18 protein-coding genes are annotated in these 23,552 nt (G+C 60.9%); 12 read left to right on the plus strand and 6 right to left on the minus strand.

The features are described 5' to 3' along the window. The first annotated feature begins 66 nt into the window (after window positions 1–66). A complete protein-coding gene (locus tag ACUN0G_RS08590; protein WP_445573116.1) occupies window positions 67–1,500 on the plus strand; it encodes a hypothetical protein in 1,434 nt (477 codons plus the stop codon). A 153-nt stretch (window positions 1,501–1,653) separates the two neighbouring features. Here the strand turns inward: ACUN0G_RS08590 and mnmC are convergent, their stop codons facing one another. Then, window positions 1,654–3,642, minus strand: a complete 1,989-nt coding sequence (gene mnmC / locus ACUN0G_RS08595) for a bifunctional tRNA (5-methylaminomethyl-2-thiouridine)(34)-methyltransferase MnmD/FAD-dependent 5-carboxymethylaminomethyl-2-thiouridine(34) oxidoreductase MnmC (protein ID WP_445573117.1) — start codon at window positions 3,640–3,642, stop codon at window positions 1,654–1,656. Between the two features lie 154 nt (window positions 3,643–3,796). Here mnmC and pap point away from each other — a divergent pair, with 154 nt between their 5' ends. The 3 genes from pap to ACUN0G_RS08610 all read left to right on the plus strand — a co-directional run bounded on the left by pap (window position 3,797) and on the right by ACUN0G_RS08610 (window position 8,433). Continuing rightward, window positions 3,797–5,314: a polyphosphate:AMP phosphotransferase gene (pap, locus tag ACUN0G_RS08600; RefSeq protein WP_421525615.1), complete on the plus strand. Its 1,518-nt coding sequence runs from the start codon at window positions 3,797–3,799 to the stop codon at window positions 5,312–5,314. Window positions 5,315–5,416: 102 nt separating this feature from the next. Next, on the plus strand, window positions 5,417–6,601 hold the full coding sequence (locus ACUN0G_RS08605) for a thiolase family protein (protein WP_063031954.1): 1,185 nt from the start codon (window positions 5,417–5,419) through the stop codon (window positions 6,599–6,601). A gap of 875 nt (window positions 6,602–7,476) precedes the next feature. Next, entirely contained in the window at window positions 7,477–8,433 is a 957-nt protein-coding gene (locus tag ACUN0G_RS08610) for a DMT family transporter (protein WP_445573118.1), read from the plus strand. Here the strand turns inward: ACUN0G_RS08610 and ACUN0G_RS08615 are convergent. After that, complete coding sequence (locus ACUN0G_RS08615) at window positions 8,430–9,818, minus strand: class II fumarate hydratase (protein WP_445573119.1); 1,389 nt, start codon at window positions 9,816–9,818, stop codon at window positions 8,430–8,432. The two genes, ACUN0G_RS08610 and ACUN0G_RS08615, sit on opposite strands and share 4 nt — an antisense overlap. Before the next feature lie 192 nt (window positions 9,819–10,010). Here ACUN0G_RS08615 and ACUN0G_RS08620 point away from each other — a divergent pair, with 192 nt between their 5' ends. The 7 genes from ACUN0G_RS08620 to ACUN0G_RS08650 all read left to right on the plus strand — a co-directional run bounded on the left by ACUN0G_RS08620 (window position 10,011) and on the right by ACUN0G_RS08650 (window position 17,832). After that, complete coding sequence (locus ACUN0G_RS08620; RefSeq protein ID WP_017476194.1) at window positions 10,011–10,529, plus strand: DUF2059 domain-containing protein; 519 nt, start codon at window positions 10,011–10,013, stop codon at window positions 10,527–10,529. 6 nt (window positions 10,530–10,535) lie between these two features. Next, complete coding sequence (locus ACUN0G_RS08625) at window positions 10,536–10,829, plus strand: BolA family protein (protein ID WP_003216739.1); 294 nt, start codon at window positions 10,536–10,538, stop codon at window positions 10,827–10,829. 227 nt (window positions 10,830–11,056) lie between these two features. Beyond that, window positions 11,057–12,001: an oxygen-dependent tRNA uridine(34) hydroxylase TrhO gene (gene trhO, locus ACUN0G_RS08630; protein WP_258344579.1), complete on the plus strand. Its 945-nt coding sequence runs from the start codon at window positions 11,057–11,059 to the stop codon at window positions 11,999–12,001. Between the two features lie 3 nt (window positions 12,002–12,004). Continuing rightward, window positions 12,005–12,640, plus strand: a complete 636-nt coding sequence (locus ACUN0G_RS08635) for a DsbA family protein (protein ID WP_076014457.1) — start codon at window positions 12,005–12,007, stop codon at window positions 12,638–12,640. After that, window positions 12,633–14,453, plus strand: a complete 1,821-nt coding sequence (locus tag ACUN0G_RS08640) for an ABC transporter ATP-binding protein (RefSeq protein WP_017476197.1) — start codon at window positions 12,633–12,635, stop codon at window positions 14,451–14,453. Before ACUN0G_RS08635 ends, ACUN0G_RS08640 begins: the two co-directional genes overlap by 8 nt. A gap of 75 nt (window positions 14,454–14,528) precedes the next feature. Continuing rightward, entirely contained in the window at window positions 14,529–16,991 is a 2,463-nt protein-coding gene (locus tag ACUN0G_RS08645; protein WP_445573120.1) for an EAL domain-containing protein, read from the plus strand. Between the two features lie 79 nt (window positions 16,992–17,070). Next, a complete protein-coding gene (locus tag ACUN0G_RS08650) occupies window positions 17,071–17,832 on the plus strand; it encodes a TenA family transcriptional regulator (protein WP_371916619.1) in 762 nt (253 codons plus the stop codon). 36 nt (window positions 17,833–17,868) lie between these two features. Here ACUN0G_RS08650 and ACUN0G_RS08655 read toward each other — a convergent pair whose 3' ends face one another. From ACUN0G_RS08655 to ACUN0G_RS08670, 4 genes are all read right to left on the minus strand, one after another. Continuing rightward, window positions 17,869–18,795 carry a GGDEF domain-containing protein gene (locus tag ACUN0G_RS08655; protein WP_445573121.1) on the minus strand — a complete coding sequence of 309 codons (927 nt, stop codon included), beginning with the start codon at window positions 18,793–18,795 and terminating at the stop codon, window positions 17,869–17,871. Between the two features lie 169 nt (window positions 18,796–18,964). After that, entirely contained in the window at window positions 18,965–20,239 is a 1,275-nt protein-coding gene (locus ACUN0G_RS08660; protein WP_445573122.1) for an MFS transporter, read from the minus strand. A gap of 182 nt (window positions 20,240–20,421) precedes the next feature. Then, window positions 20,422–21,576, minus strand: coding sequence for an acyl-CoA dehydrogenase family protein (locus ACUN0G_RS08665; RefSeq protein ID WP_421553379.1), 1,155 nt, complete (start codon window positions 21,574–21,576; stop codon window positions 20,422–20,424). Between the two features lie 69 nt (window positions 21,577–21,645). Then, complete coding sequence (locus ACUN0G_RS08670) at window positions 21,646–22,503, minus strand: IclR family transcriptional regulator (RefSeq protein ID WP_445573123.1); 858 nt, start codon at window positions 22,501–22,503, stop codon at window positions 21,646–21,648. 263 nt (window positions 22,504–22,766) lie between these two features. On the opposite strand from ACUN0G_RS08670, the gene ACUN0G_RS08675 reads away from it, so the two are divergent. Further along, window positions 22,767–23,552, plus strand: a complete 786-nt coding sequence (locus tag ACUN0G_RS08675) for an enoyl-CoA hydratase (protein WP_445573124.1) — start codon at window positions 22,767–22,769, stop codon at window positions 23,550–23,552.

Below are 23,552 nucleotides of genomic sequence, written 5' to 3' on the forward strand. Positions count from 1 at the left end.
CTTGTTGAAGACTCAGGACTAGAGGTATTGAGGTATGATTGAGCATGGTTTTTACGGAAAGTCTCAATGAAAAATATCGCTGTTGCGCTGCTGGTCGGTATCGCCTCCTACCCTGTATTCGCCGATACTCTTCCAGAGAGCATTGCCCATCACGTAGACATCATTACCGATGACTCAGTGCAACAGGCGAGCTCTTTGAGAGTTGTGAAGGATACGAAATCGGTCTCTGACGCGGTGTTTGCATACCACAGCACAAGTGGTCCTCTTGCGTCGGGATACGGATTCCACGCTCTCGACCTTGGAGATGGCGGCGGCGGTGGTGGAGCTATTGGTGGCGCTACAACACGATCTACAAATGCCGACGCCATCGTTGGGAACCGTCGTGAGTCGGGCCCCGGCAATGGTGTAATCGGAACTCGCTGGGAAAGAGGTAATGGATCAGGCGTCTACGGCCTAATGCGCGGCACTGGTTCTGGGAGCGGGGTAACCGGTTACAAGATCCTGAACGGCTCCGGTCATGGCGTCTACGGGAAGAACGAGTCTACCGATGGCGCAGGCGTTTACGGCGAGCGCATGAATGATGCTGGCCCAGGGTATGGTGTGCTTGGGTATGCCAAGGGGGCCACCGGCATAGACAATGCGTCAGTGGCTGGGCTTAAAAAGGATGGCGACTGGGGCTATTCAATCCTGGCCGACTCTCGCGGGCGCGACTCAGCGCTGAGAGCTTTCTCCGCGCGCAATGCCGCCAGGGCCATCGATTCTCTGACAGATGCCACCAATACCTCGCAGGTGTCGAACTCGTTTGTTCGGGCAAATGGGGTGTTCGGCACTGGATCCGCAGTTGTTGTTTCAGGTGGTGGGCTGCGTACAGGTCCCGTGGTTGCCTCCGCCTCCAGCGTTGAACCTAGCCAAGTGTCTACCGGCACTGAAGCCGTAACCGCACAGACAGTCAGCGTCAGTAATGCAGTAGCTGGATCGGATGAAGTGCGCGGCGTTAGCGCAACCGTCATGTCCACTGATGGCAAGCAGGCCGCCGGTTACCGGGCAATGGTTGGCGGACGCAATGATGCGAACTACGGCATCTACGCAAATGCCGTAGGCGGCAAGATCAACTATTCTGGCTACTTTGTTGGTGATGTCCAGGCTGGGCGCGTGATGACAGCTACCGACAGTCGCTTACAGGATGTTCACGGCGAAGTGGATTATGCAAAGAGCATGAAGCGAGTGCTGGCCAACAAGGTCTACGTATCTGACCGTTATGTCGTCTGGAAAGAGACCGATGCCAATGGCGTTGTAACCGAGAAGCGCCAGAAGATCGCCAGCAATGAAACTGGAAACCTCGCCCAGGACGTTCAGTCGACCAATCCGGATGCGGTCTCCGTAAACCCGGATGGCTATATGTCGGTGTCGGATCGAGAGGAACTGTATCAGTTGAAAGCCGCCGTAATTTACCTGACTCGACAGCTCCAAGAAAAAGGCATTGATGTAACGCCTAAATAAGACGAACCACATAGAAGGCTCGTCTTTCTTCGTCTGAGTTTCCGTCAGCCGTTCGACCAAGCTGAAAATGTCCGCCTGGATCTTGCGCAGCTGCACATTCAGCTCCTGGATCTCATTCATGAGCCTTGACGGGCTGCGGGCCCGTCAAGGTTCTCAGGATTTGCTTGTATTGCCGCGAATCAGGGCCCGCAGCGCGAAGCGATTGGGGTGGCAGGCTTCGCTGACACTGCGCGGCAGCGGCAGCGGCTCATCGTCGAGCCAGGCGGCTAAAAGCTCGGCGCAGAGTGGCGCGGTGACCAGTCCGCGTGAGCCATGGCCACTGTTGATATAGAGGCCGTGCAACCACGGGCAGGGCGCGTCAGGGATATGCCGGGCGTCTTTGCTGAGGGCGGCGTAGGTGTGATCAAACGCCTCGCGTTGCGCCAGCGGCCCGACGATCGGCAAGTAGTCCGGGCTGGTACAGCGGAACGCGGCGCGGCCTTCGAGCTGTTCGGGTGCCAGGCTGTCGGCGCCCAGGCGTTGCAGCAGGTCGAGGGAGATTTCCCGCAGCATCTCGAGGTTGCCCACGTGCTCGGCCACCGTAGGCGTAAGGTCGTCGCTCTTGAAGTCAAAGCTGGCGCCGAGGGTATGCTCGCCCAGGCGTGTCGGGGCGACGTAACCCTCGGCGCACACCACCGTGGCCAACGCCTGGCTTTGCGCTGTTTGCGGCAACCGGGTGATTTGCCCGCGGATACGTTTGAGGGGCAGGTCAGCGCTGAAGGAAAACCGCTTGATCTCGGCGGCACCGGCCAGCACTACCACGCTGGCCTGCGCCAGAACCTTATTGCCCTGCAGCGCCTGCCACTCACCGTCGACCTGTTTGAGCTCAAGGGCGTCGTGGTGCTGGAGCACCTCGATCAGCGGATGCCTGGCTTGCCACTGGCACAGCGCGAGCGGGTGGACCCAGCCGCCCTCGGGGAAGAACAAGCCCCCTTGCTCCAGGGTTATCCCGGCTCGCGCCTGGGCCTGCTCGTTATCCAGCAGGTGCAACAGGTCTGGAGCAAAAGCGCTGGCCAGCTGTGCCTGGCGCTCGGCTTCCTTGGCATTGAAGGCCAGTTGCAGCACGCCGCAGCCATCCCAGTCCACGCCACGTTGCAGATGCTCCAGCAGGCGCCGCGTATGGCCGAACCCGCTGAGAATCAACTGCGAAAGAGCCGTGCCATGGGCTGAAAGCTTGAGGTACAACACCCCTTGCGGGTTGCCGGAGGCCTCCTGTGCGAGCGCTGCATGGCGTTCCAGCAAGCTGACCCGCCAGCCGCGCGCCGCCAGGCTGGCTGCCGTGGCGCAACCGGCCAGGCCACCGCCGATGACGAGCGCGTGGCGTTCACCGGAAACGGCAGGCGGGCGCGCAAACCAGGGTTTCGCCGCGGCAGGCGCGGGCGTTTCAGCGGGCCAGCCGAGAAATTCACCGCGCAGGATTTCCCACTTGTGGCCGATGCCCGGGGTGCGCTTCATCTTGAATCCGGCTGCATTGATCAACCGGCGCACCCAGCCGGTGCTGGTAAAGGTGCTGATGGTCGAGCCCGGCGCCGCCAGGCGCGCCAGTTCGGCGAACAGCTCGGCGGTCCACATGTCCGGGTTTTTGGCCGGGGCGAATCCGTCGAGGAACCAGGCGTCGACCTGGGCGTCCAGCTGGGGCAATTGCTCCAGGGCATCGCCGATCAACAGCGTCAGGGTGACGCGACCGTTATCCAGCACCAGCCGCTGGAAGCCCTGATGGATCGCGATGTACTGCGCCAGCAGTTGTTCGGCGAACGCTGCAAGTTCCGGCCAGAGGGCGAGGGCGCGTTGCAGGTCGGCGTGGCTCAGCGGGTACTTTTCCACGCTGACAAAATGCAGGCGCGCGCCCGTTACCGCATGCTGTTCGAACAGTTGCCAGGCGCACAAAAAATTCAGGCCGGTGCCGAAGCCGGTCTCACCAATCACCAACCGCCCACCCACCGGCAGCGCAGCAAAACGTTCCTGCAAACGGTTCTGCTCGAGGAACACATAGCGGGTTTCTTCAAGGCCCGACTTGTCGGAGAAGTACACGTCGTCGAACACCCGCGAGTGCGGGCGACCTTGGTCATCCCAGTCGAGCTGGGCGTGGGATACGGGGTTCATGGGCGGCTCATAAAATACGGCAGGCAAAGGCAAGGCGGCCATTCTAGCTGATCAACAGGGGTGTCATTGATCCATGACAACCGGGTGTGGAATTTCCTCCGGCGCTGCACCGTCCAATCCGCTAGTCTTGCCTCATTCTGGAACGGAGCCGCCCATGTTCGAATCTGCCGAAATCGGTCACGCCATCGACAAAGACACCTACGACGCCGAAGTGCCGGCCTTGCGCGAAGCGCTGCTGGAAGTGCAGTACGAACTGCACCAGCAGAAGCGCTTCCCGGTGATCATCCTGATCAATGGCATCGAAGGCGCCGGCAAGGGTGAAACCGTCAAACTGCTGAATGAATGGATGGACCCGCGCCTGATCGAAGTACGCACTTTCGACCAGCAGACCGACGAAGAACTGGCCCGCCCTCCGGCCTGGCGCTACTGGCGCCAGCTGCCGGCGAAAGGTCGCATGGGGGTCTTTTTTGGTAACTGGTACAGCCAGATGCTGCAGAGCCGCGTCCATGGCGAGATCAAGGATGCGCGGCTCGACCAGGCCATCGCCGGTGCCGAGCGCCTGGAAAAGATGCTGTGTGACGAAGGCGCGCTGATCTTCAAGTTCTGGTTTCACCTCTCCAAGAAGCAAATGAAATCCCGGCTCAAGGCCTTGCAGGACGACCCGCTGCACAGCTGGCGCATCAGCCCGCTGGACTGGCAGCAGTCAAAGACCTACGACAAGTTTGTGCATTTCGGTGAGCGGATCCTGCGCCGCACCAGCCGTGACTATGCGCCGTGGTACGTGATCGAAGGTGTCGATGCGCATTACCGTGGGCTGACCGTTGGCAAGATCCTGCTGGAAGGCCTGCAAAATGCGTTGAAAGTGTCCAAGGCTAAACCCAGCGGCATGAACCCGGCGCCGCTGCCGTCGGCGGTTGACCAGATGAGCCTGCTGAACAGCCTGGACATGAGCCTGAGCCTTGAAAAGGACGATTACGAAGAACAACTGATCACCGAACAAGCGCGGTTCTCCGGGCTGATGCGTGACAAGCGCATGCGCAAGCACGCGTTGGTGACGGTATTCGAGGGCAACGACGCGGCGGGCAAGGGCGGCGCGATCCGCCGCGTGGCGGCCGCCCTCGACCCCCGGCAGTACCACATTGTACCGATTGCCGCGCCCAGCGAAGACGAACGCGCCCAGCCTTACCTGTGGCGTTTCTGGCAGAAAATTCCGGCGCGGGGCATGTTCACCGTGTTCGACCGCTCCTGGTACGGCCGGGTGCTGGTGGAGCGCATCGAAGGCTTCTGCACGCCGACGGACTGGATGCGCGCCTATGGCGAGATCAACGACTTCGAAGAGCAACTGCGCGACGCCGGGGTGATCGTGGTCAAGTTCTGGCTGGCGATCGACAAGCAGACGCAGCTGGAGCGGTTCCAGGCCCGCGAGGAAATCCCGTTCAAACGCTTCAAGATCACCGAGGACGACTGGCGCAATCGCGATAAGTGGGACGACTACCGGGCGGCGGTGGGTGACATGGTGGACCGCACCAGCACCGAGATTGCCCCGTGGACGCTGGTCGAGGCGAATGACAAGCGCTGGGCGCGGGTGAAGGTGTTGCGCACCATCAACCGGGCACTGGAGGAAGCGTTCGACAAGACAGACAAGCATGACAAGAAGGGCAAGAAGAAGTAACGCCATGCTTTTGCATACGCGGGATGAATGATTGTCGCGGTTGAAGAGGGCGGGATCTATGCTCGATCCATCTCTCAACAACCCCAACAATAGAGGTAGCCCATGCGTGAAGTAGTGATCGTCGACAGCGTGCGAACCGGCCTGGCCAAGTCCTTTCGCGGCAAGTTCAACCAGACCCGTCCCGATGACATGGCTGCCCATTGCGTCAACGCGCTGCTGACCCGCAACGGCATCGACCCGGCCACGGTCGAGGATTGCATCGTCGGTGCCGGCTCCAACGAAGGTGCCCAGGGCTACAACATTGGCCGCAATGTGGCGGTGTTGTCGCAACTGGGCACCGGCACGGCGGGCATGACCCTTAACCGTTTCTGTTCCTCGGGCTTGCAGGCAATCGCCATTGCGGCCAACCAGATTGCTTCCGGTTGCAGCGACATCATCGTGGCCGGCGGGGTTGAATCCATCAGCTTGACCATGAAAAGTGTGAACACCGATAACCTGATCAATCCGTTGCTCAAGGAGCAGGTGCCGGGTATTTATTTCCCTATGGGGCAGACTGCGGAAATTGTTGCGCGGCGGTATCACGTGAGTCGTGAAGAGCAGGATCTGTATGCGCTGCAAAGCCAGCAGCGTACGGCTCAGGCCCAGGCTGACGGGTTGTTTGATGATGAAATCGTGCCGATGGCGGTGAAGTATAAGGTTGAGGACAAGAACACCGGCGCGGTGCAGGTGTTGGACGGGGTGGTGGACCGTGATGACTGCAATCGTCCGGATACCACCTTGGCCAGTCTTGCGGGGTTGAAGCCGGTGTTTGCCGAGGATGGGTCGGTGACGGCGGGGAATTCGTCGCAGTTGTCTGATGGGGCTTCCATGACACTGGTGATGAGCCTGGAGAAAGCGCTGGAACTGGGGCTGAAGCCTAAGGCGTTTTTCCGCGGGTTTACGGTGGCGGGGTGTGAGCCGGATGAGATGGGGATTGGGCCGGTGTTTTCGGTGCCCAAGTTGCTTAAGGCTCGCGGGCTGGCGGTGGCGGATATTGATTTGTGGGAACTGAATGAGGCGTTTGCTTCGCAGTGTCTGTATGCGCGTAATCGGCTGGAAATTGATAACGCCAAGTACAACGTCAACGGTGGGTCGATTTCCATCGGGCATCCGTTTGGGATGACGGGGTCGCGGCAGGTGGGGCATCTGGTGCGTGAGTTGCAGCGGCGTCAGTTGCGTTACGGCATTGTCACTATGTGCGTTGGGGGTGGGATGGGGGCTACTGGGTTGTTTGAGGCGGTGCGGTAGGTTGGGGGTATATCCGTTATTTAGGTAACGGCGGCTTATGGTTTCGCTCTTACAGCGACTCACTTTGGAAAAGCCCCAAAGTAAGCAAAGGGCTCTGCCCCGCCTGTCGGCACCTCGCTGTGGCTCGGCGTTCCCTCACTCCGGCATTGCTCCGCGGGCCGCCGCGACGGGCCATCCATGGCCCGGCGCGGCTAAACCGGCGTCCTGCCGGTTTACCCGCTCCGCAATACCTGCGTTCGGCCTCGGGCTTATTGGGGCAGTCAGATCAAGATCAAAAGCAAAAGCACAGCGGCCTACCGGCCGGCTTGAGTGTTGAAAAGCAAAAGCAAAAACCAGAGCGAAAACAAAGCTGCTTTTCTGTGGGAGCGGGCTTGCTCGCGAAAAACCTGAGAGCGCCGCGTTCATCCAGAATGCCCGCGTCATCGTTAACGACCTTCGCGAGCAAGCCCGCTCCCACATTTGGACCGTGCCCGCTTTAGATTTTGATTTTGCTCTTCAACACTCAAGCCGGCCGGTAGGCCGCTGTGCTCTTGCTTTTGATCTTGATCTTGATCTTAGGCGCCCCGTTAAACCACGCTGGCCGAACGCAGGCTTTGGAGCGTGGGTAACCTGGCAGGACGCCAGGTTAGCCGCGCTGGGCCAAGGATGGCCCAGCGCGGCGGCCCACGGTCCAAAGCCGGAGTGAGGGCACACCGAGCCCAGGCGAGGTGCCGAGTGGTGGGGCAAGAGCCTTTTGGTTACTTTTGGGCTCCTTTCAAAAGTGACCCGCTGTAAGAGCGGAACCCATACAAGCCATCACCCAAAAAACGGATATACACCCACCCCCCGCGTCCCCCTAGAATGCACCTCCTCCACCTCAGGCATTCGGGGCATTCATGCACATCTCATCAGGCCGTTGGGTCTACGGTTTATCCCTGGCCCTGCTGACCGCGCTGCTCTGGGGCATTCTGCCGATCAAACTCAAACAGGTCTTGCAGGTGATGGACCCCGTCACCGTCACCTGGTTTCGCCTGGTGGTCTCCGGCAGTTGCCTGTTCGTCTACCTCGCGGCAGTCAGACGCCTGCCCAGTTGGCGCTCCCTTGGCCCCAAAGGCGCCTGGCTGGTAGCAATCGCCGTGTGCGGCCTGATGGGCAACTACGTGCTCTACCTCGTGGGCCTGAAACTGCTAAGCCCCGGCACCGCGCAATTGGTGGTGCAGGTGGGCCCGATCTTCCTGATGATCGCCAGCGTCTTCGTGTTCAAGGAACGCTTCAGCCTCGGCCAGGGCGTGGGCCTGCTGGTACTGATCATCGGCTTCGGCCTGTTCTTCAACCAGCGCCTGACCGAACTCCTGACCTCCCTGGGCAGCTACACCGCCGGCGTACTGACGATCCTCCTGGCCACCACCATCTGGACCTTCTACGCCCTGGGCCAGAAGCAGTTGTTGACCGTGTGGAATTCGTTGCAGGTGATGATGGTGATCTACCTGTGCTGTGCGCTCTTGCTGACGCCATGGGCGCACCCGATGGAAGCGCTGCAACTGAGCCCGCTGCAAGGCTGGCTGCTGCTGGCCTGCTGCTTCAATACGCTGATTGCCTACGGCGCATTCGCCGAAGCCCTGGCCCACTGGGAAGCCTCGCGCGTCAGCGCCACCCTGGCGCTGACGCCATTGGTGACCTTCGTCGCGGTGGCCGTGGCGGCGTGGATGTGGCCCGACTACGTGCACGCCGAAGACATCAATGCCCTCGGCTACGGCGGGGCCGTGCTGGTGGTGCTGGGTTCCGCAACGGTGGCGCTGGCGCCATCGTTGTTCGCCGGGCTCAAGGCCCGGCGTGCGCGGTTGGCGTCTTAATGACCGGCTTCCAGCATGTTTTCCGGACGCACCCACTGGTCGAACTCTTCATCCGTGAGATAGCCCAGCTCGAGCGCCGCTTCTCGTAAGGTCAGCCCTTCGGCATAAGCCTTCTTGGCAATCTCGGCGGACTTGTCGTAGCCGATGTGCGGGTTCAGCGCAGTCACCAACATCAGGCCACGCTCAAGGTGCGCGGCCATTTGTTCGGCGTCGGGTTCGAGGCCGGCGATGCAGTGCTCCTGGAAGTTGCTGCAACCGTCAGCCAGCAGGCGGATCGACTCCAGCAGGTTGTGGATGATCACCGGCTTGTACACGTTCAGCTGCAAATGGCCCTGGCTGGCGGCGAAACCGATGGTCACGTCGTTGCCCAGCACCTGGCAGGCCAGCATCGACAGGGCTTCGCATTGGGTCGGGTTGACCTTGCCGGGCATGATCGAGCTGCCCGGTTCATTCGCCGGCAACTTGACTTCCGCCAGCCCGGCACGCGGGCCGGAGCCCAGCAGGCGCAGGTCGTTGGCGATTTTCATCAGTGCCACGGCCAGGGTTTTCAGGGCGCCGTGCAAGGTGGTCAACGGCTCATGGCCGGACAGCGCGGCGAATTTGTTCGGCGCGGTGACAAACGGCAGGCCCGACAGCGCGGCCAATTCCGCGGCAATCGCTTCGCCAAAACCGTGAGGCGAGTTGAGCCCGGTGCCGACGGCGGTGCCGCCCTGGGCCAGTTCGCAGACGGCGGGCAGGGCGCTGCGGATCGCGCGTTCGGCGTAATCCAGTTGCGCTATAAAGGCTGAAACTTCCTGGCCGAAGGTAATCGGCGTGGCGTCCATCATGTGGGTGCGGCCGGTTTTCACCAGCTTCATGTGGCGCGCCGACAACTCTGCCAGGCCGCCGGACAGTTCACGGATGGCCGGTAACAGCTTCTCGGTGACCGCCTGCACAGCAGCGATGCTCATGGCGGTAGGGAAGCAGTCGTTGGAGCTCTGGGAGCGGTTCACGTGGTCATTGGGGTGAACCGGGCTCTTGCCGCCACGGGGCCTGCCCGCCAGCTCGTTGGCACGGCCGGCGATCACTTCGTTGGCGTTCATGTTGCTCTGGGTGCCGCTGCCGGTCTGCCACACCACCAGGGGGAACTGGTCGTCGTGTTCGCCAGCGAGCACTTCGTCGGCAGCCTGTTCGATCAGCCGGGCGATGTCGGCGGGCAGGTCGCCATTGCGGTCGTTGACCCGGGCCGCAGCCTTCTTGATCAGGGCCAGGGCGTGCAACACAGCCAGGGGCATGCGCTGGTCGCCGATGGCGAAGTTCACCAGCGAGCGTTGGGTCTGCGCACCCCAGTAAGCGTCATCCGGGACTTGCACTTCTCCCAGGCTGTCGGTTTCGATACGGCTCATCGGGCACACTCCTTCAGGTTCGTTTGCGCAGTTTAGGCCGTGATGGACCTTGAGGGTTCCATTAAAGACTTTTCATCGGATTATGTACCGCAAAACCAGGCCCCATAAGGCGTGGGGTTGAGCCGCGGCGTTTTTTAGGCGCAGAATGGGCGCCCTTGGGGTCTTACCTCGCCTGCTAGAAAAGGAAACTCGATGACTCGTCTTCGTGCCATCTGTACCGCGGTTGCTCTGGTATGTGCCAGCGGCCAGGTTTTTGCCGATACCGCCAGCCACAACGCCAGTGCCGAAGCCTTCCTTACCCTGGCCCATGCCGACAAGCTGGGTACCCCGGTGTACATGCAAGTGCAGCAAATGTTCGCTCAGCGTTTCGAGCAGACCAAGGCGCCTGCTTCCAAGCAAACCGTTCTGGACACCTACCAGGCCAAGGCCAACACCGCCCTGGACCAGGCCATTGGCTGGAACAAGCTCAAGCCGGACATGATCAAGCTGTACACCAGTAACTTCAGCGAATCCGAGCTCAAGGACCTGGTTGCGTTCTACCAGTCGCCATTGGGTAAGAAAGTCCTGGAAAAAATGCCTCAGCTGACCCAGCAATCGGCCCAGATGACCCAGGCCAAGCTGGAAAGCGCGGTACCGGTGGTGAACAAGCTGCTGGAAGACATGACCAACGAGCTGACGCCAAAAGCCCCGGCCCCGGCCAAGAAGAAGTAAACAGGAATGACCATGCAACAGCGTATCGAATCGGCACTCGTCGCCCTGAGCCCGGAACACTTGAGCGTGCTGGATGAAAGCCATATGCACAGCCGTGGGTTGCAGACCCACTTCAAGGCCGTGCTGGTCAGCCAGCAGTTCGAGGGGCTCAACCGCGTCAAGCGCCACCAGAAGGTCTATGCCACCCTGGGTGACCTGATGAGCGAATTCCATGCGTTGGCGCTGCATACCTACACGCCTGAAGAATGGGCGAAAATCGACGCAGCCCCGGCCTCGCCGACCTGCGCCGGCGGACATTGATGGGTATCGACTGAACTCCCCTGTAGGAGCGAGCTCGCTCGCGAAAAACCTGAGAGCGCCGTTGGGTTTCAGGTGTTCCGCGTCACCGTTGACGTCCTTCGCGAGCAAGCTCGCTCCTACAGTTAACGGTTTATCCCTGATAGAATCCGCAACGCGCCGCTTAGTCGGCGCGTTTTTTTTGCATCCGGTTCACCCTTTACGAGGGTAGCCACCTGGAGAGAACACCCATGACTCAACCGATTGTCGTGGCGGCACTGTATAAGTTCGTCACCCTCGAAGACTACGTCGCCCTGCGCGAGCCACTGCTGCAGGCGATGGTCGACAACGGCATCAAAGGCACCTTGCTGATCGCCGAAGAAGGCATCAACGGCACCGTTTCCGGCAGCCGCGAAGGCATTGATGGCTTGATGGCCTGGCTCAAGAACGACCCACGCATGGACGACATCGACCACAAAGAGTCGTACTGCGACGAGCAGCCGTTCTACCGCACCAAGGTCAAGCTCAAGAAAGAGATCGTGACCCTGGGCGTCGAAGGCGTCGACCCGAACAAAAAAGTCGGCACCTACGTCAATCCGCAAGACTGGAATGCGCTGATCAGCGACCCGGAAGTGCTGCTGATCGATACCCGCAACGACTACGAAGTGTCCATCGGCACCTTTGAAGGCGCGATCGACCCGAAAACCACCAGCTTTCGCGAATTTCCCGACTACATCAAAGCCAACTTCGACCCGGCCAAGCACAAGAAAGTCGCCATGTTCTGCACCGGCGGCATTCGTTGCGAAAAAGCCTCGAGCTATATGCTCAGCGAAGGGTTTGACGAGGTGTACCACCTCAAGGGCGGCATCCTGAAGTACCTCGAAGAGGTGCCGCAGGAAGAAACCAAATGGCAGGGCGACTGCTTTGTGTTCGACAATCGCGTGACCGTGCGCCACGACTTGAGCGAAGGCGACTACGATCAATGTCATGCCTGCCGCACACCCGTCAGCGTCGAAGACCGTGCATCCGAACACTATGTGGCCGGCATCAGTTGCCCGCATTGCTGGGATAAGCTTTCCGAGAAGACCCGTCGCAGCGCGATCGACCGGCAGAAGCAGATTGAACTGGCCAAGGCCCGCAACCTGCCGCACCCGATTGGCTACAACTACAAGCAATCCCCATCCTCCGAGGCCTGAGCCATGTCTGCACGCCTGCTCTATGTAATGGATCCGATGTGTTCATGGTGCTGGGGGTTCGCTCCAGTGGCCAAGGCGCTGGTTGAGCAGGCCCAGGCCGCAGGCGTGGAGCTGCACCTGGTGGTGGGCGGTCTGCGCACCGGCAGTGGCGCAGCGCTGGAGCCGACCACCCGGCGCTACATTCTTGAGCACTGGCAGGCGGTCACCGACGCCACCGGCCAGCCGTTCAAGCGGGAGGGCGCGTTGCCTGACGGATTTGTCTACGACACCGAGCCGGCTTGCCGCGCGGTGGTCACGGCCCGCAGCCTGGCGCCGGATTGCGCGTGGAAACTGCTGGGCCTGATCCAGCAGGCGTTTTACGTCGAAGGGCGCGACGTGACCCGCGCCGATGTGCTGGTGGAGTTGGCCGAGACGGCCGGCGTGCCGCGTATCGAATTCGCCGAAGCCTTCGACCGGGCCGATCAGCACGCGGCCACTGCGGCGGATTTCACCTGGGTTCAGGATTTGGGCATCGCCGGGTTCCCGACTTTGCTGGCTGAGCGTAATGGGCAGTTGGCGCTGCTGACCAACGGTTATCAGCCGCTGTCCGAGTTGTCGCCGCTGCTGAGTCGCTGGCTGGAGCGAGCTGCCTGTGCATGATCAGCCCGATCCCGTTGAACAACCCAAGCGCGTCGACCGGCTGACCTGGGCGGAAGTCCGCCGCCTGGCCCTGCATCACAAAAAATCCCTGTGGATCGCCAATGGGGTCGCCGTGCTGGCGACCCTGTGCAGCGTGCCGATCCCGTTGCTGTTGCCGTTGCTGGTGGACGAAGTACTGCTGGGCCACGGCGATGCGGCACTGAAAGTGATGAACCACGCGCTGCCCCTGGGTTGGCAGAAGGCCGCCGGCTATATCGGCCTGATGCTGCTGGTGACCCTGCTGCTGCGGTGCGGCGCCCTGGTGTTCAACGTGTTGCAGGCGCGGTTGTTTGCGCGGCTGGCCAAGGACATTGTCTATCGCATTCGCGTACGGCTGATCGAGCGCCTCAAGCGCATTTCCCTCAGCGAATACGAAAGCCTGGGTAGCGGCACGGTGACCACGCACCTGGTCACCGACCTGGATACGGTGGACAAATTCGTCGGCGAGACCCTCAGCCGATTCCTGGTGGCGATGCTCACGCTGGTGGGCACCTCCGGGATCCTGATGTGGATGCACTGGAAGCTGGCGCTGTTGATCCTGCTGTTCAACCCGTTGGTGATCTACGCCACGGTGCAACTGGGCAAACGGGTCAAGCACCTGAAGAAGCTGGAAAACGACAGCACCTCGCGGTTCACCCAGGCCCTCACCGAAACCCTCGATGCGATCCAGGAAGTGCGCGCCGGCAACCGCCAGGGCTTTTTCCTCGGGCGCCTGGGCCAGCGCGCCCAGGAAGTGCGGGACTTTGCCGTCAATTCCCAGTGGAAAAGCGACGCCTCCAGCCGCGCCAGTGGCTTGCTGTTCCAGTTCGGTATCGACATCTTCCGCGCGGCGGCGATGCTGACGGTGCTGTTTTCCGACCTGTCCATCGGCCAGATGCTCGCGGTGTTCAGCTACCTGTGGTTCATGATCAGCCCGGTGGAACAACTGTTGAACCTGCAATACGCCTACTACGCGGCGGGCGGGGCGCTGACGCGGATCAACGAACTGCTGGCCCGCGCCGACGAACCGCAATACGCGGGCGGTGCCGATCCGTTTACCGGGCGTGAGACCGTCGGCATCGAAGTGCGTGGCCTGAATTTCGGCTACGGCGAAGAACTGGTGCTCGACCAGTTGAACCTGAACATTGCCCCGGGTGAAAAAGTCGCGATTGTCGGCGCCAGCGGCGGCGGCAAGAGTACCCTGGTGCAACTGTTGCTCGGGCTGTATACGCCGCAGGCGGGCAGCATTCGTTTTGGTGGCTTGACCCAGCAGGAAATCGGTCTGGAGACGATTCGCGAGAATGTCTCCGTGGTGCTGCAACACCCGGCGCTCTTCAACGATACGGTGCGCGCCAACCTGACCATGGGCCGCGAACGCAGTGACCAGGCCTGCTGGCAGGCGCTGGAAATTGCCCAGCTGGATGCGACTGTCAGGGCACTGCCGTTGGGCCTGGACAGCGTGGTCGGGCGCTCTGGCGTACGCTTCTCCGGCGGCCAGCGTCAGCGCCTGGCCATTGCACGGATGGTGCTGGCGGAGCCAAAAGTGGTAATACTCGACGAAGCCACCTCGGCCCTGGATGCGGCAACCGAATACAACCTGCACCAGGCGCTGGCGCGGTTTCTCAGTGGCCGTACCACCTTGATCATCGCCCACAGGCTGTCGGCGGTGAAACAGGCGGATCGGGTATTGGTGTTTGATGGCGGGCATATTGCCGAAGATGGCGACCATCAGCAGTTGATTGCTGACGGTGGCCTGTACGCCAAACTTTACGGACACTTGCAACAAGTGCGGTGATTTAGCCTACGCTGAGCTATCAGGAGCGGTTTTCACTCGCGTGCGTATTTTAGTTGTGCATGTGCAAGGGACCTCATGAAGCATAAGCAGACTCTCGGAACCCCTCGGTTATTGGGCATTGTGTGGCCTTTTATCGCTGTCGTGCTGTTCCAGGCATTGTTAGGCTGCGTCAGTCTCTACGTACTCTCGGCGGTGCGCGGCTATGTGGCAGGCGAAAGCCTGTGGTCCAAGGGCCAGAAAGACGCGATCTTCTACCTGACGCTGTACGCCGACAACCGCAACGAAGCCACCTTCCTCAAATACCAGAACGCGATTGCCGTGCCTCAGGGCGGGCATGAACTGCGGGTGGCCCTCGACCGCCCGACCCCGGACCTGAACGCTGCGCGCTCGGGCATCCTCAAGGGCGGCAACCACCGTGACGACGTTTCCAGCCTGATCTGGCTATACCTCAACTTTCGCCATTTCAGTTACCTGGAAAAGGCCATCGAGCTGTGGACGGTGGGTGACGGCTATCTATTGCAACTGGACGACCTGGCGCAGGAGATGCACCGGGCGATCCTGGCCGATCAGGTCAGCAGCGCCGATGTGCACGCCTGGAAGGAACGGATTTTCGCCATCAACGACGGCGTGACCCCGGCCGCCAAAGCCTTCAGTGACGCCCTGGGCGAAGGCTCGCGGATGATTCTGCGCCTGCTGCTGGTGACCAACCTGGCCACGGCGCTGGGCTTGATCGTGCTGGCGCTGTTGCGCACCCACAAGCTGCTGGCCCAGCGGCACGCGTTTGCCGACGCGCTGCAGTTAGAAAAGGAGCGGGCGCAGATAACCCTGGAGTCGATTGGCGACGGGGTGATCACCACCGATGTCGACGGCGCCATTGCGTATATGAACCCGGCCGCCGAAGCCCTGACCCACTGGAAAGGCGCCCAGGCCCAGGGGTTGCCGCTGGCGGCGCTGTTCAACCTGCTGGATGAAAATGCCCAGGCCGACGGCTTTACCTTGATCGAACGCATATTGGGCGGCCAGCTCGGCGGGGGCAGCGAGCATTCCAAGCTGATTCAGCGCGTGGACGGCAGCACCGTGTCCGTCACCCTGGTGGGGGCGCCGATCCGCAATGCCGGCAAAGTCGTCGGCGCGGTGCTGGTGCTGCACGACATGACTCAGGAGCGGCAGTACATCGCCAACCTGTCCTGGCAGGCGACTCACGACGCCTTGACCGGCCTGGCCAATCGGCGCGAGTTTGAGTTCCGCCTGGAGCAGGTGCTGCACAACGTCGGGCGCCAGCAAAGCGGGCGCCATGCCTTGATGTTCCTTGACCTGGACCAGTTCAAGCTGGTCAACGACACCTGCGGGCATGCCGCAGGGGATGAGCTGTTGCGGCATATCTGCGCGCTGCTGCAGTCGGACCTGCGCGAAGGCGACACCCTGGCCCGGCTGGGGGGCGACGAGTTCGGCATCCTGTTGGAGAACTGCCCGGCGCAGGTGGCGGAAAAAATCGCCGAAAGCCTGCGTCATACCGTGCAGAGCCTGCATTTTGTATGGAAGGGCAGGCCGTTTCTCACCACCGTGAGTATCGGCCTGGTGCACATCACCCAAGCCCCGACCACCTTGGAAACGTCTCTGCGGGCCGCAGACATGGCGTGCTACATGGCCAAGGAAAAAGGCCGCAACCGGGTGCAGGTGTATCACGCCGATGACTCGGAATTGTCCCTGCGCTTTGGCGAAATGGCTTGGGTGCAGCGCCTGCATATGGCCCTGGAAGAGAACCGCTTTTGCCTGTACGCCCAGGAAATTGCGCCGCTGGGGCACACCGAGCACGGCAATGGGCATATCGAAATCCTGCTGCGGCTGCATGACGAGGCGGGGCGGATCATCCTGCCGAACAGTTTTATCCCGGCGGCCGAGCGTTACGGTTTGATGACCTCCCTGGACCGCTGGGTGGTGGAGAACGTGTTCAAGATCGTCGCAGGCTGCATGCGCGAGCGCCCGGGCCGGCCCATGGCCATGTGTGCGATCAATCTGTCAGGCATTACCATCGGCGACGAGGACTTTCTGGGTTTCTTGCGTGAGCAATTCAGCGCCTATGGCATTCCACCAGAAATGATTTGTTTTGAAATTACAGAAACCAGCGCTATCGCGAATTTGGGTAGTGCAATTCGTTTTATCAACGAACTCAAAGAGTTAGGGTGCCATTTCTCCCTCGATGACTTCTGCGCCGGGATGTCCTCGTTCGCATATCTTAAACATTTACCTGTAGACTTCTTGAAGATCGATGGAAGTTTCGTAAAGGATATGCTGGACGACCCGATTAACCGCGCTATGGTCGAAGTGATCAATCACATCGGTCATGTCATGGGTAAGCGCACAATTGCCGAATTTGTCGAGACACCCCAGATCGAACAAGCCTTGCTTGAGATCGGGGTTGACTACGCTCAGGGATACCTGATCGAGCGACCGCAGTTGTTTACCTTTGATAGTTTGCAGTGTCGACCTGTGCGACCGCAGCCTCTGTTATTCAAGGCGCCTGGCACGTTCCGATGAAACATTTGCTGGTCTGTACATATCACAAATCAAAAGGAGCCCGACAGTGATCGACACATTCAACAGAACCGGCCCGCTTATGGAAGCCTCGAGTTACCCCGCCTGGGCACAGCAGTTGATCCAGGCCTGTAGCGAGAGCAAGCGTCGCGTTGTCGAACACGAACTGTACCAGCGCATGCGCGATAACAAGCTCAGTGCCAAAACCATGCGCCACTACCTCATTGGTGGCTGGCCAGTGGTTGAACAGTTTGCGTTGTACATGGCACAGAACCTCACCAAGACCAAATTTGCCCGCCATCCTGGGGAGGATATGGCGCGCCGCTGGCTGATGCGCAATATTCGCGTGGAACTCAACCATGCCGATTATTGGGTGCATTGGGCCCGCGCCCACGGCGTCAGCCTGGAAGAGTTGCAGGCACAGGAAGTGCCGCCGGAGCTGCACGCACTCAGCCATTGGTGCTGGCACACCAGCTCGGCCGATTCGCTGATTGTCGCGATTGCCGCCACCAACTACGCCATCGAGGGGGCCACTGGGGAGTGGTCCGCCGTGGTGTGTTCCACCGGCGTCTATGCTGCCGCTTTCCCTGAGGAAGACCGCAAACGCGCCATGAAGTGGCTGAAGATGCATGCCCAGTACGACGATGCTCATCCGTGGGAAGCGCTGGAAATCATCTGCACCCTGGCCGGCATGAACCCGACCCAGGAACTGCAGGTAGAGCTGCGTCAGGCGGTGTGCAAGAGCTACGACTACATGTACCTGTTCTTGGAACGCTGCATGCAGTTGGAAAAATCGGCGACTGCCACCCGTAAGCAACCGACTCTGGTTGCCAGCGAAGCATAAGTCGCGTGAGGGCGGGGTTACTCTGAAGTCAAGCGGTTACCCCGCCATTGCCAGGCGGTTGCGGCCTTCGCGCTTGGCCACATACAAGGCGTTGTCCGCCCGGCGCAATACGCTCTCGGCGGACTCGCCTGCCAGCAAGGTCGAGCAACCCAGGCTCACGGTCAATTCGATACGTTCTTCATCCGCCCAGTAATCCTGGGCCTGTGCCGCGTGGCGCAGGCGCTCACCGACCATCGACGCCGCATCCCGGCCGGTGTTGGACAGCAGGATCAGAAACTCTTCCCCGCCAAACCGAAACACCATGTCCACATTGCGCAACTGGCTCTTGATCGAGGCGGCAACCGCCTTGAGCACTTTGTCGCCCGTGGCATGGCCGTGGGTGTCGTTGATGTGTTTGAAATGGTCGATGTCCAGCATCAGCAAGGACAGCGGCTGCAGGTGCCGGCGGGCCATGTCGATTTCCCGTTGCAGGGTCTGGTCCATGGCGATGCGGTTACCGGTTTCGGTCAGCGGGTCGCGCAGGGCGCTGCGGGTCGCCGCGCGGTAGAGCAGGGCGTTGCGCATCGGGTAGAGCAGGGTGGCCAGCAGTGATTCCAGGTTGGCCAACTCGTCTTCCATGAAGTGTTGATTGCGCCGAAACACCAGTTCGCCGAGGTGCTCGCCTTCGTGGCTGAGGGCATAGCTCACCGAATGATGGCCGCGGTGGCCGTACTCCAGGCGCAGGTCGCTGGCTTCGTAACGGTATTGCAGGGCGTCCAGTGGCACCAGGCGCTGGATCTCGCGGAAGAACAGCGCAAGGATGTGCTCCGGCTCCAGGCTGGTTTGCAATTGCATGCCCAACTGCTGGCGAAGTTGCGCAGCGGTAGTGGGGCGGCGTGTAAAAAGGGAAGGCTGACCAAAGCCCAGGCGTTGCAATTTGGCGCTGTCGAAGTCAATTGCGTTGGTCTGGGTCGGTGTTTTCATAAGTGTATGAGCCCCTAAGCACAAAACTGTCTTACAGGCTGGGTGAGAGCGTCGTACTGTTCCTTCAGTTCCGTAGGACTGACGTATAGTCTAGCCCGGTTTGCCGAAGGGTATAACTGCCGCACGTCTTATAGCCGGGGCCGCGTTGCCGCTGGCCCCGGTGTGGAGCTTATTGTTTTTGCGGATCAAACTGCTTGTCGCGGATAAACAGCGCCGGGATCACGCCGCAGATAAAGTAGGCGCCGCCCATTACCAAAAATCCAACGCCGATCGAGCCATGGGACGCCAGGAACCCAATGGCGGCCGGTGCCACCGCTGCGCCAATTCGGCCAATGTTGTAGGCCCCGCCCACTGCCGAGCCACGAAATTTCGCTTCGAAGCTTTCGGTCATGTAGGTCGCATTCACGCCGTAGGGAATGCCATACAGGAAGCCGAACACAATCAGCATCCACAGGATGTTGTCCGGGCTCTGGAACAGCACGATCACCGGCAGGAAAATCGCCGTGCCCAACGCGCCGACGGCGAACACCAGGCGCCGGCCCAGGCGGTCTGCCGCGAGCCCGGCGAGGATCTTGCCGAAAATCATCGCCGCGTAGGTGCCGACCATGTAGCTGGTCATCGACTTGAAGTTCATCCCCAGTTCGCCTTCCAGGTACGACGGCATCCAATTATTGACGCCGTAATAGCCGAACTGCAGGAAGCCTGCGGTCAGCGCCCAGAGGATAAACATGCGGCTGGCTTTCGGGTCGCTGAAGATCAGCTTGAACATGCCCTCGGGTTTCTTCGCCGACACGCGCTTGATGCCCTCGGCCTTTTCCCGGGCACGTTCGGCCTGGGCCTTGAGCCAGGCTTGCGGCTCCGGCACCAGGCGTTGCATCAGCACGGCGAGGATCACCGGGATGATCGCCACGTAGAACAGCCAGCGCCAGCCGTGGTTCGGCAGGATCCAGCCCGCGAGCAAGGTGGCGACGATGTAACCCACCGACCAGCCGGCCTGCAGGGTGCCGAGCACGGTGGTGCGATAGCGGGTCGGCACGTATTCGGCCATCAGCGTATTGCACGCGACATACAGCGCGCCCAACCCAAGGGAGGCGAAGAAGCGCGTGCTCGCGAACTGCCAATAGCTGTGGGTCATGCCCAGGATCGCGGTGCCGACGGAGAACAGCACGATGCTCCAGACCACGGTTTTCACCCGGCCAAAACGGTCACAGGCCCAGCCACCGTAAATCCCGCCGATGGCCATCCCGGCCAGGGTGAAACTGCCCAGGCTGCCGGCTTCGACGCTGGTCAGGCCGAACTCGGCCTTGAGGCTGCTGAGGCTGTAGGACAGCAGCATCAAGTCGGCACCGTCGATCAGCAGGCCGAGGAAGCAGAAGATGAATACGATGATCCACAGGTTGTTTTTCGCGGGCGACAACGCACCCGCCGAAGCGGCGACTTCCATAGCGATACCTTGTTGTAGTTGTTAGGGCACAAGTTATGGGTGTTGCGGTAATGCGGTTGGAACACGATCGCTGTGGGAGCTGGCTTGCCTGCGATGGCATCGCCGCGGTGTTACTGACAGACCGAGTTGTCTGCATCGCAGGCAAGCCAGCTCCCACATTGGTCCAGTGTTGTTCCTGGGGTTTAGTGTTTGGCCTCGCGAATCATGTTGCGGGCGATCACCAATTGCTGGATCTGCGTGGTGCCTTCATACAGCCGGAACAGACGCACATCGCGATAGAACCGCTCGATGGCGTACTCGCTTACATACCCGGCACCGCCATGAATCTGCACGCAACGGTCGGCCACCCGGCCACACATTTCCGTGGCGAACATCTTCGAGCAGGAGGCTTCGGTGCCGATGTTCAGGCCTTCGTCACGCTTGCGCGCAGCGTCCACCACCATGCAGCGGGCGGCGTAGATCTCGGCCTTGCTGTCGGCGAGCATCGCCTGGATCAGTTGGAACTCGGCAATCGGCTGGCCGAACTGTTTGCGTTCCAGGGCGTAATGCAGGGCATCGTTGAGCATGCGTTCGGCAGCCCCGACGCTCACCGCGGCAATGTGCAGGCGGCCCTTGTCGAGCACCTTCATCGCGGTCTTGAACCCGACGCCTTCGACGCCGCCGATCAACTGGTCGGCCGGCACGCGCACATTGTCGAAAATCACGTCGCAGGTGTGGGCGCCTTTCTGGCCCATCTTGTGGTCGCGCTTGCCCAGGGACAGGCCCGGTGTGTTGCGCTCGACGATAAACGCACTGATGCCGCCCGAGCCCTTGATGTCCGGGTTGGTGCGGGCCATCACGGTGTAGATCCCGGCGTGGGGGGCGTTGGTGATAAAGCGCTTGGTGCCGTTGATGACGTAGTGGTCACCGTCGCGCACTGCTGTGGTTTTCAGCGAGGCGGCGTCGGAGCCGGAGTCGGGTTCGGTCAGGCAGAACGAGCTGAGCAGCTCGCCGCTGGCCAGTTTCGGCAGGTAGTGCTGTTTCTGCGCCTCGGTGCCGTCCAGCAGGATGCCGATGGAGCCGATGCCGTTGTTGGTACCGAAGTAGGAGCGGAATGCCGGCGAGGTGCGCCCCAGTTCAAAGGCCACGTTGACCTCTTCTTCCATGGTCAGCCCGAGGCCGCCGTAGGCTTCGGGCAAGGTCAGGCCGAACAGGCCCAACTCGCGGAACTGGCTGACGATATCCGCCGGGACGTCATCGGCCTCGGCCAGTTCGTTTTCCCGTGGGATCAGCGCTTCGTTGACGAACTGCTGGAGGGTTTCCAGCAACAGATGAAGCGTTTCGGGGTCTCGGATCATGCGCATTCCTCAGCGGCCCGTTCGGCGGGCCTGTTGTCGTCAATCTGCCGAGGCCTTGCACCGATCTGTCTAGCGGGCGGCGGCCTCGATGTTGTTCACCATGTGCTTGAGACGGGGCCCGATGTCGTCCTCGAGTTTCTCCCGGGAAAGGTGAAAACTCGGTCCGCCACAGTTGAACGTCAGCAGCCCATGTTGTGCATGCAGCAGCGGTACGGCGATGGCGTTTACATCGCGGTGCCACTCACCGATCGACATGCAGTAGCCGAAATCGGTGTAATCCCGGAAGGCACGTTCCAGGCCCTTCCTGATACCCGGCCAATTCTCCAGATGACGCTGGCGGATATGGTCGAGGATAAATTCCTGCTCGTTTTCCGGCATCGCGGCCAGGCAGGCGCGGCCTGCGGAACTCAAGTGCAACGGCAACCGTGTACCGACCTGGCGGCGCATGGTCATGTTGGCTTCGCCCTGGACCACGTCCAGGTACACCATGTCCAAACGGTCGCGGGTCGCCATGGCCACCGCGGCCTGGGCGTACTTGGCCATCGTCTCCATCAGCGGATGGGCCACGGCCCGCACCGACAGGTTTGAAAGCATCGCGTAACCGAACGCCATCACCCCTACATCCAGCTGATACCGGCCCGACTGCGGCAGGTGCTTGAGATAACCCAAGCGGGTCAGCGTGTGGGTCATCCGCGTAATCGTCGGCTTTGGCAGCCCGGTCTTGCGCGCCAGCTCCTGGTTACCCAGCACGCTTTCGCTGGGGGTAAAACAACGCAGCAATTCCAGGCCGCGTGCCAGGGCGGTAACGAACTGGCGGTCCTTGTCTTCTTCCTCGTCGGCATTCATCGGATCAATCAGCAAGTGCTCGAATGCGTGGTTGCCGGCCGGTGTTTCGGGTGTGTTCGGGTCCAGGTTTCGACGGCGCATGTTAGTCCCCCTTTTTTTATAAAATCAACAAAACAAAATTGTATTCCGCACAGCGAAACTAATCAACTTCGCGGGTGATTGTCTTTTTGTTTAATAAAACCCGTCTAAACAACGAGTTATAGCCCGATTTATGGGCGGTTCAGGTTTTTACGTTTACATCGCGACGAGTCGGTCCTTATGATTATCGCTAAATACGGAATGTTGTTTCGCATAGCGAAACATCCGATATCCGAACTAACAAGAACATTGCAGCAGGAGAGCTTGTGGCCAGCCTCGACCCACCCGTAGTGCACCTCGACGTCCAGAACAATGGCGTCGCCGTGGTACGCATCCACCGTCCCGACGTGAAAAACGCCTTGAACGCCCAGGTTCGCGAAGAACTGGCCGAGCACTTTCGTGCCCTGGCCAAGCGCCGTGATGTGCGCGCCATCGTGCTCACTGGCGGCGACCAGTTCTTCGTCGCCGGTGCCGACATCAAGGAGTTCGCCAGCGCCACGCCGATCGAGATGTACCGCCGGCACACCGAGTATTTGTGGGAAGCCATCAGCCGTTGCCCGAAGCCGGTGATCGCTGCGGTGAATGGTTTTGCCCTGGGCGGCGGTTGTGAGCTGGCCATGCATTGCGACCTGATCGTCGCCGGAGAGTCGGCGCGGTTTGCCCAGCCCGAGGTCAAGCTGGGCCTGATGCCGGGCGCCGGTGGCACCCAGCGCCTGGTGCGCGCCGTGGGTAAGTTCCAGGCCATGCGCATCGCGTTGACCGGCTGCATGGTCAAGGCGCCGGAAGCCCTGGCCATGGGCATGCTCAGCGAAGTGGTGGCGGATGACCAGACCATCCCCCGCGCCCTGGAACTGGCTGCGCAGATCGCCGCCTTGCCGCCACTGGCGGTGGAGCAGATCAAGGAAGTGATGCTCGCCGGCGCCGACCTGCCGCTGGAAAGCGCGCTGGTGCTGGAGCGCAAGGCCTTTCAACTGCTGTTCGATTCGGCAGACCAGAAGGAGGGCGCCGCGGCGTTCTTCGAAAAACGCACCGCGAACTATCTGGGGGAATGA

The organism is Pseudomonas sp. 32A (genome assembly GCF_052682255.1).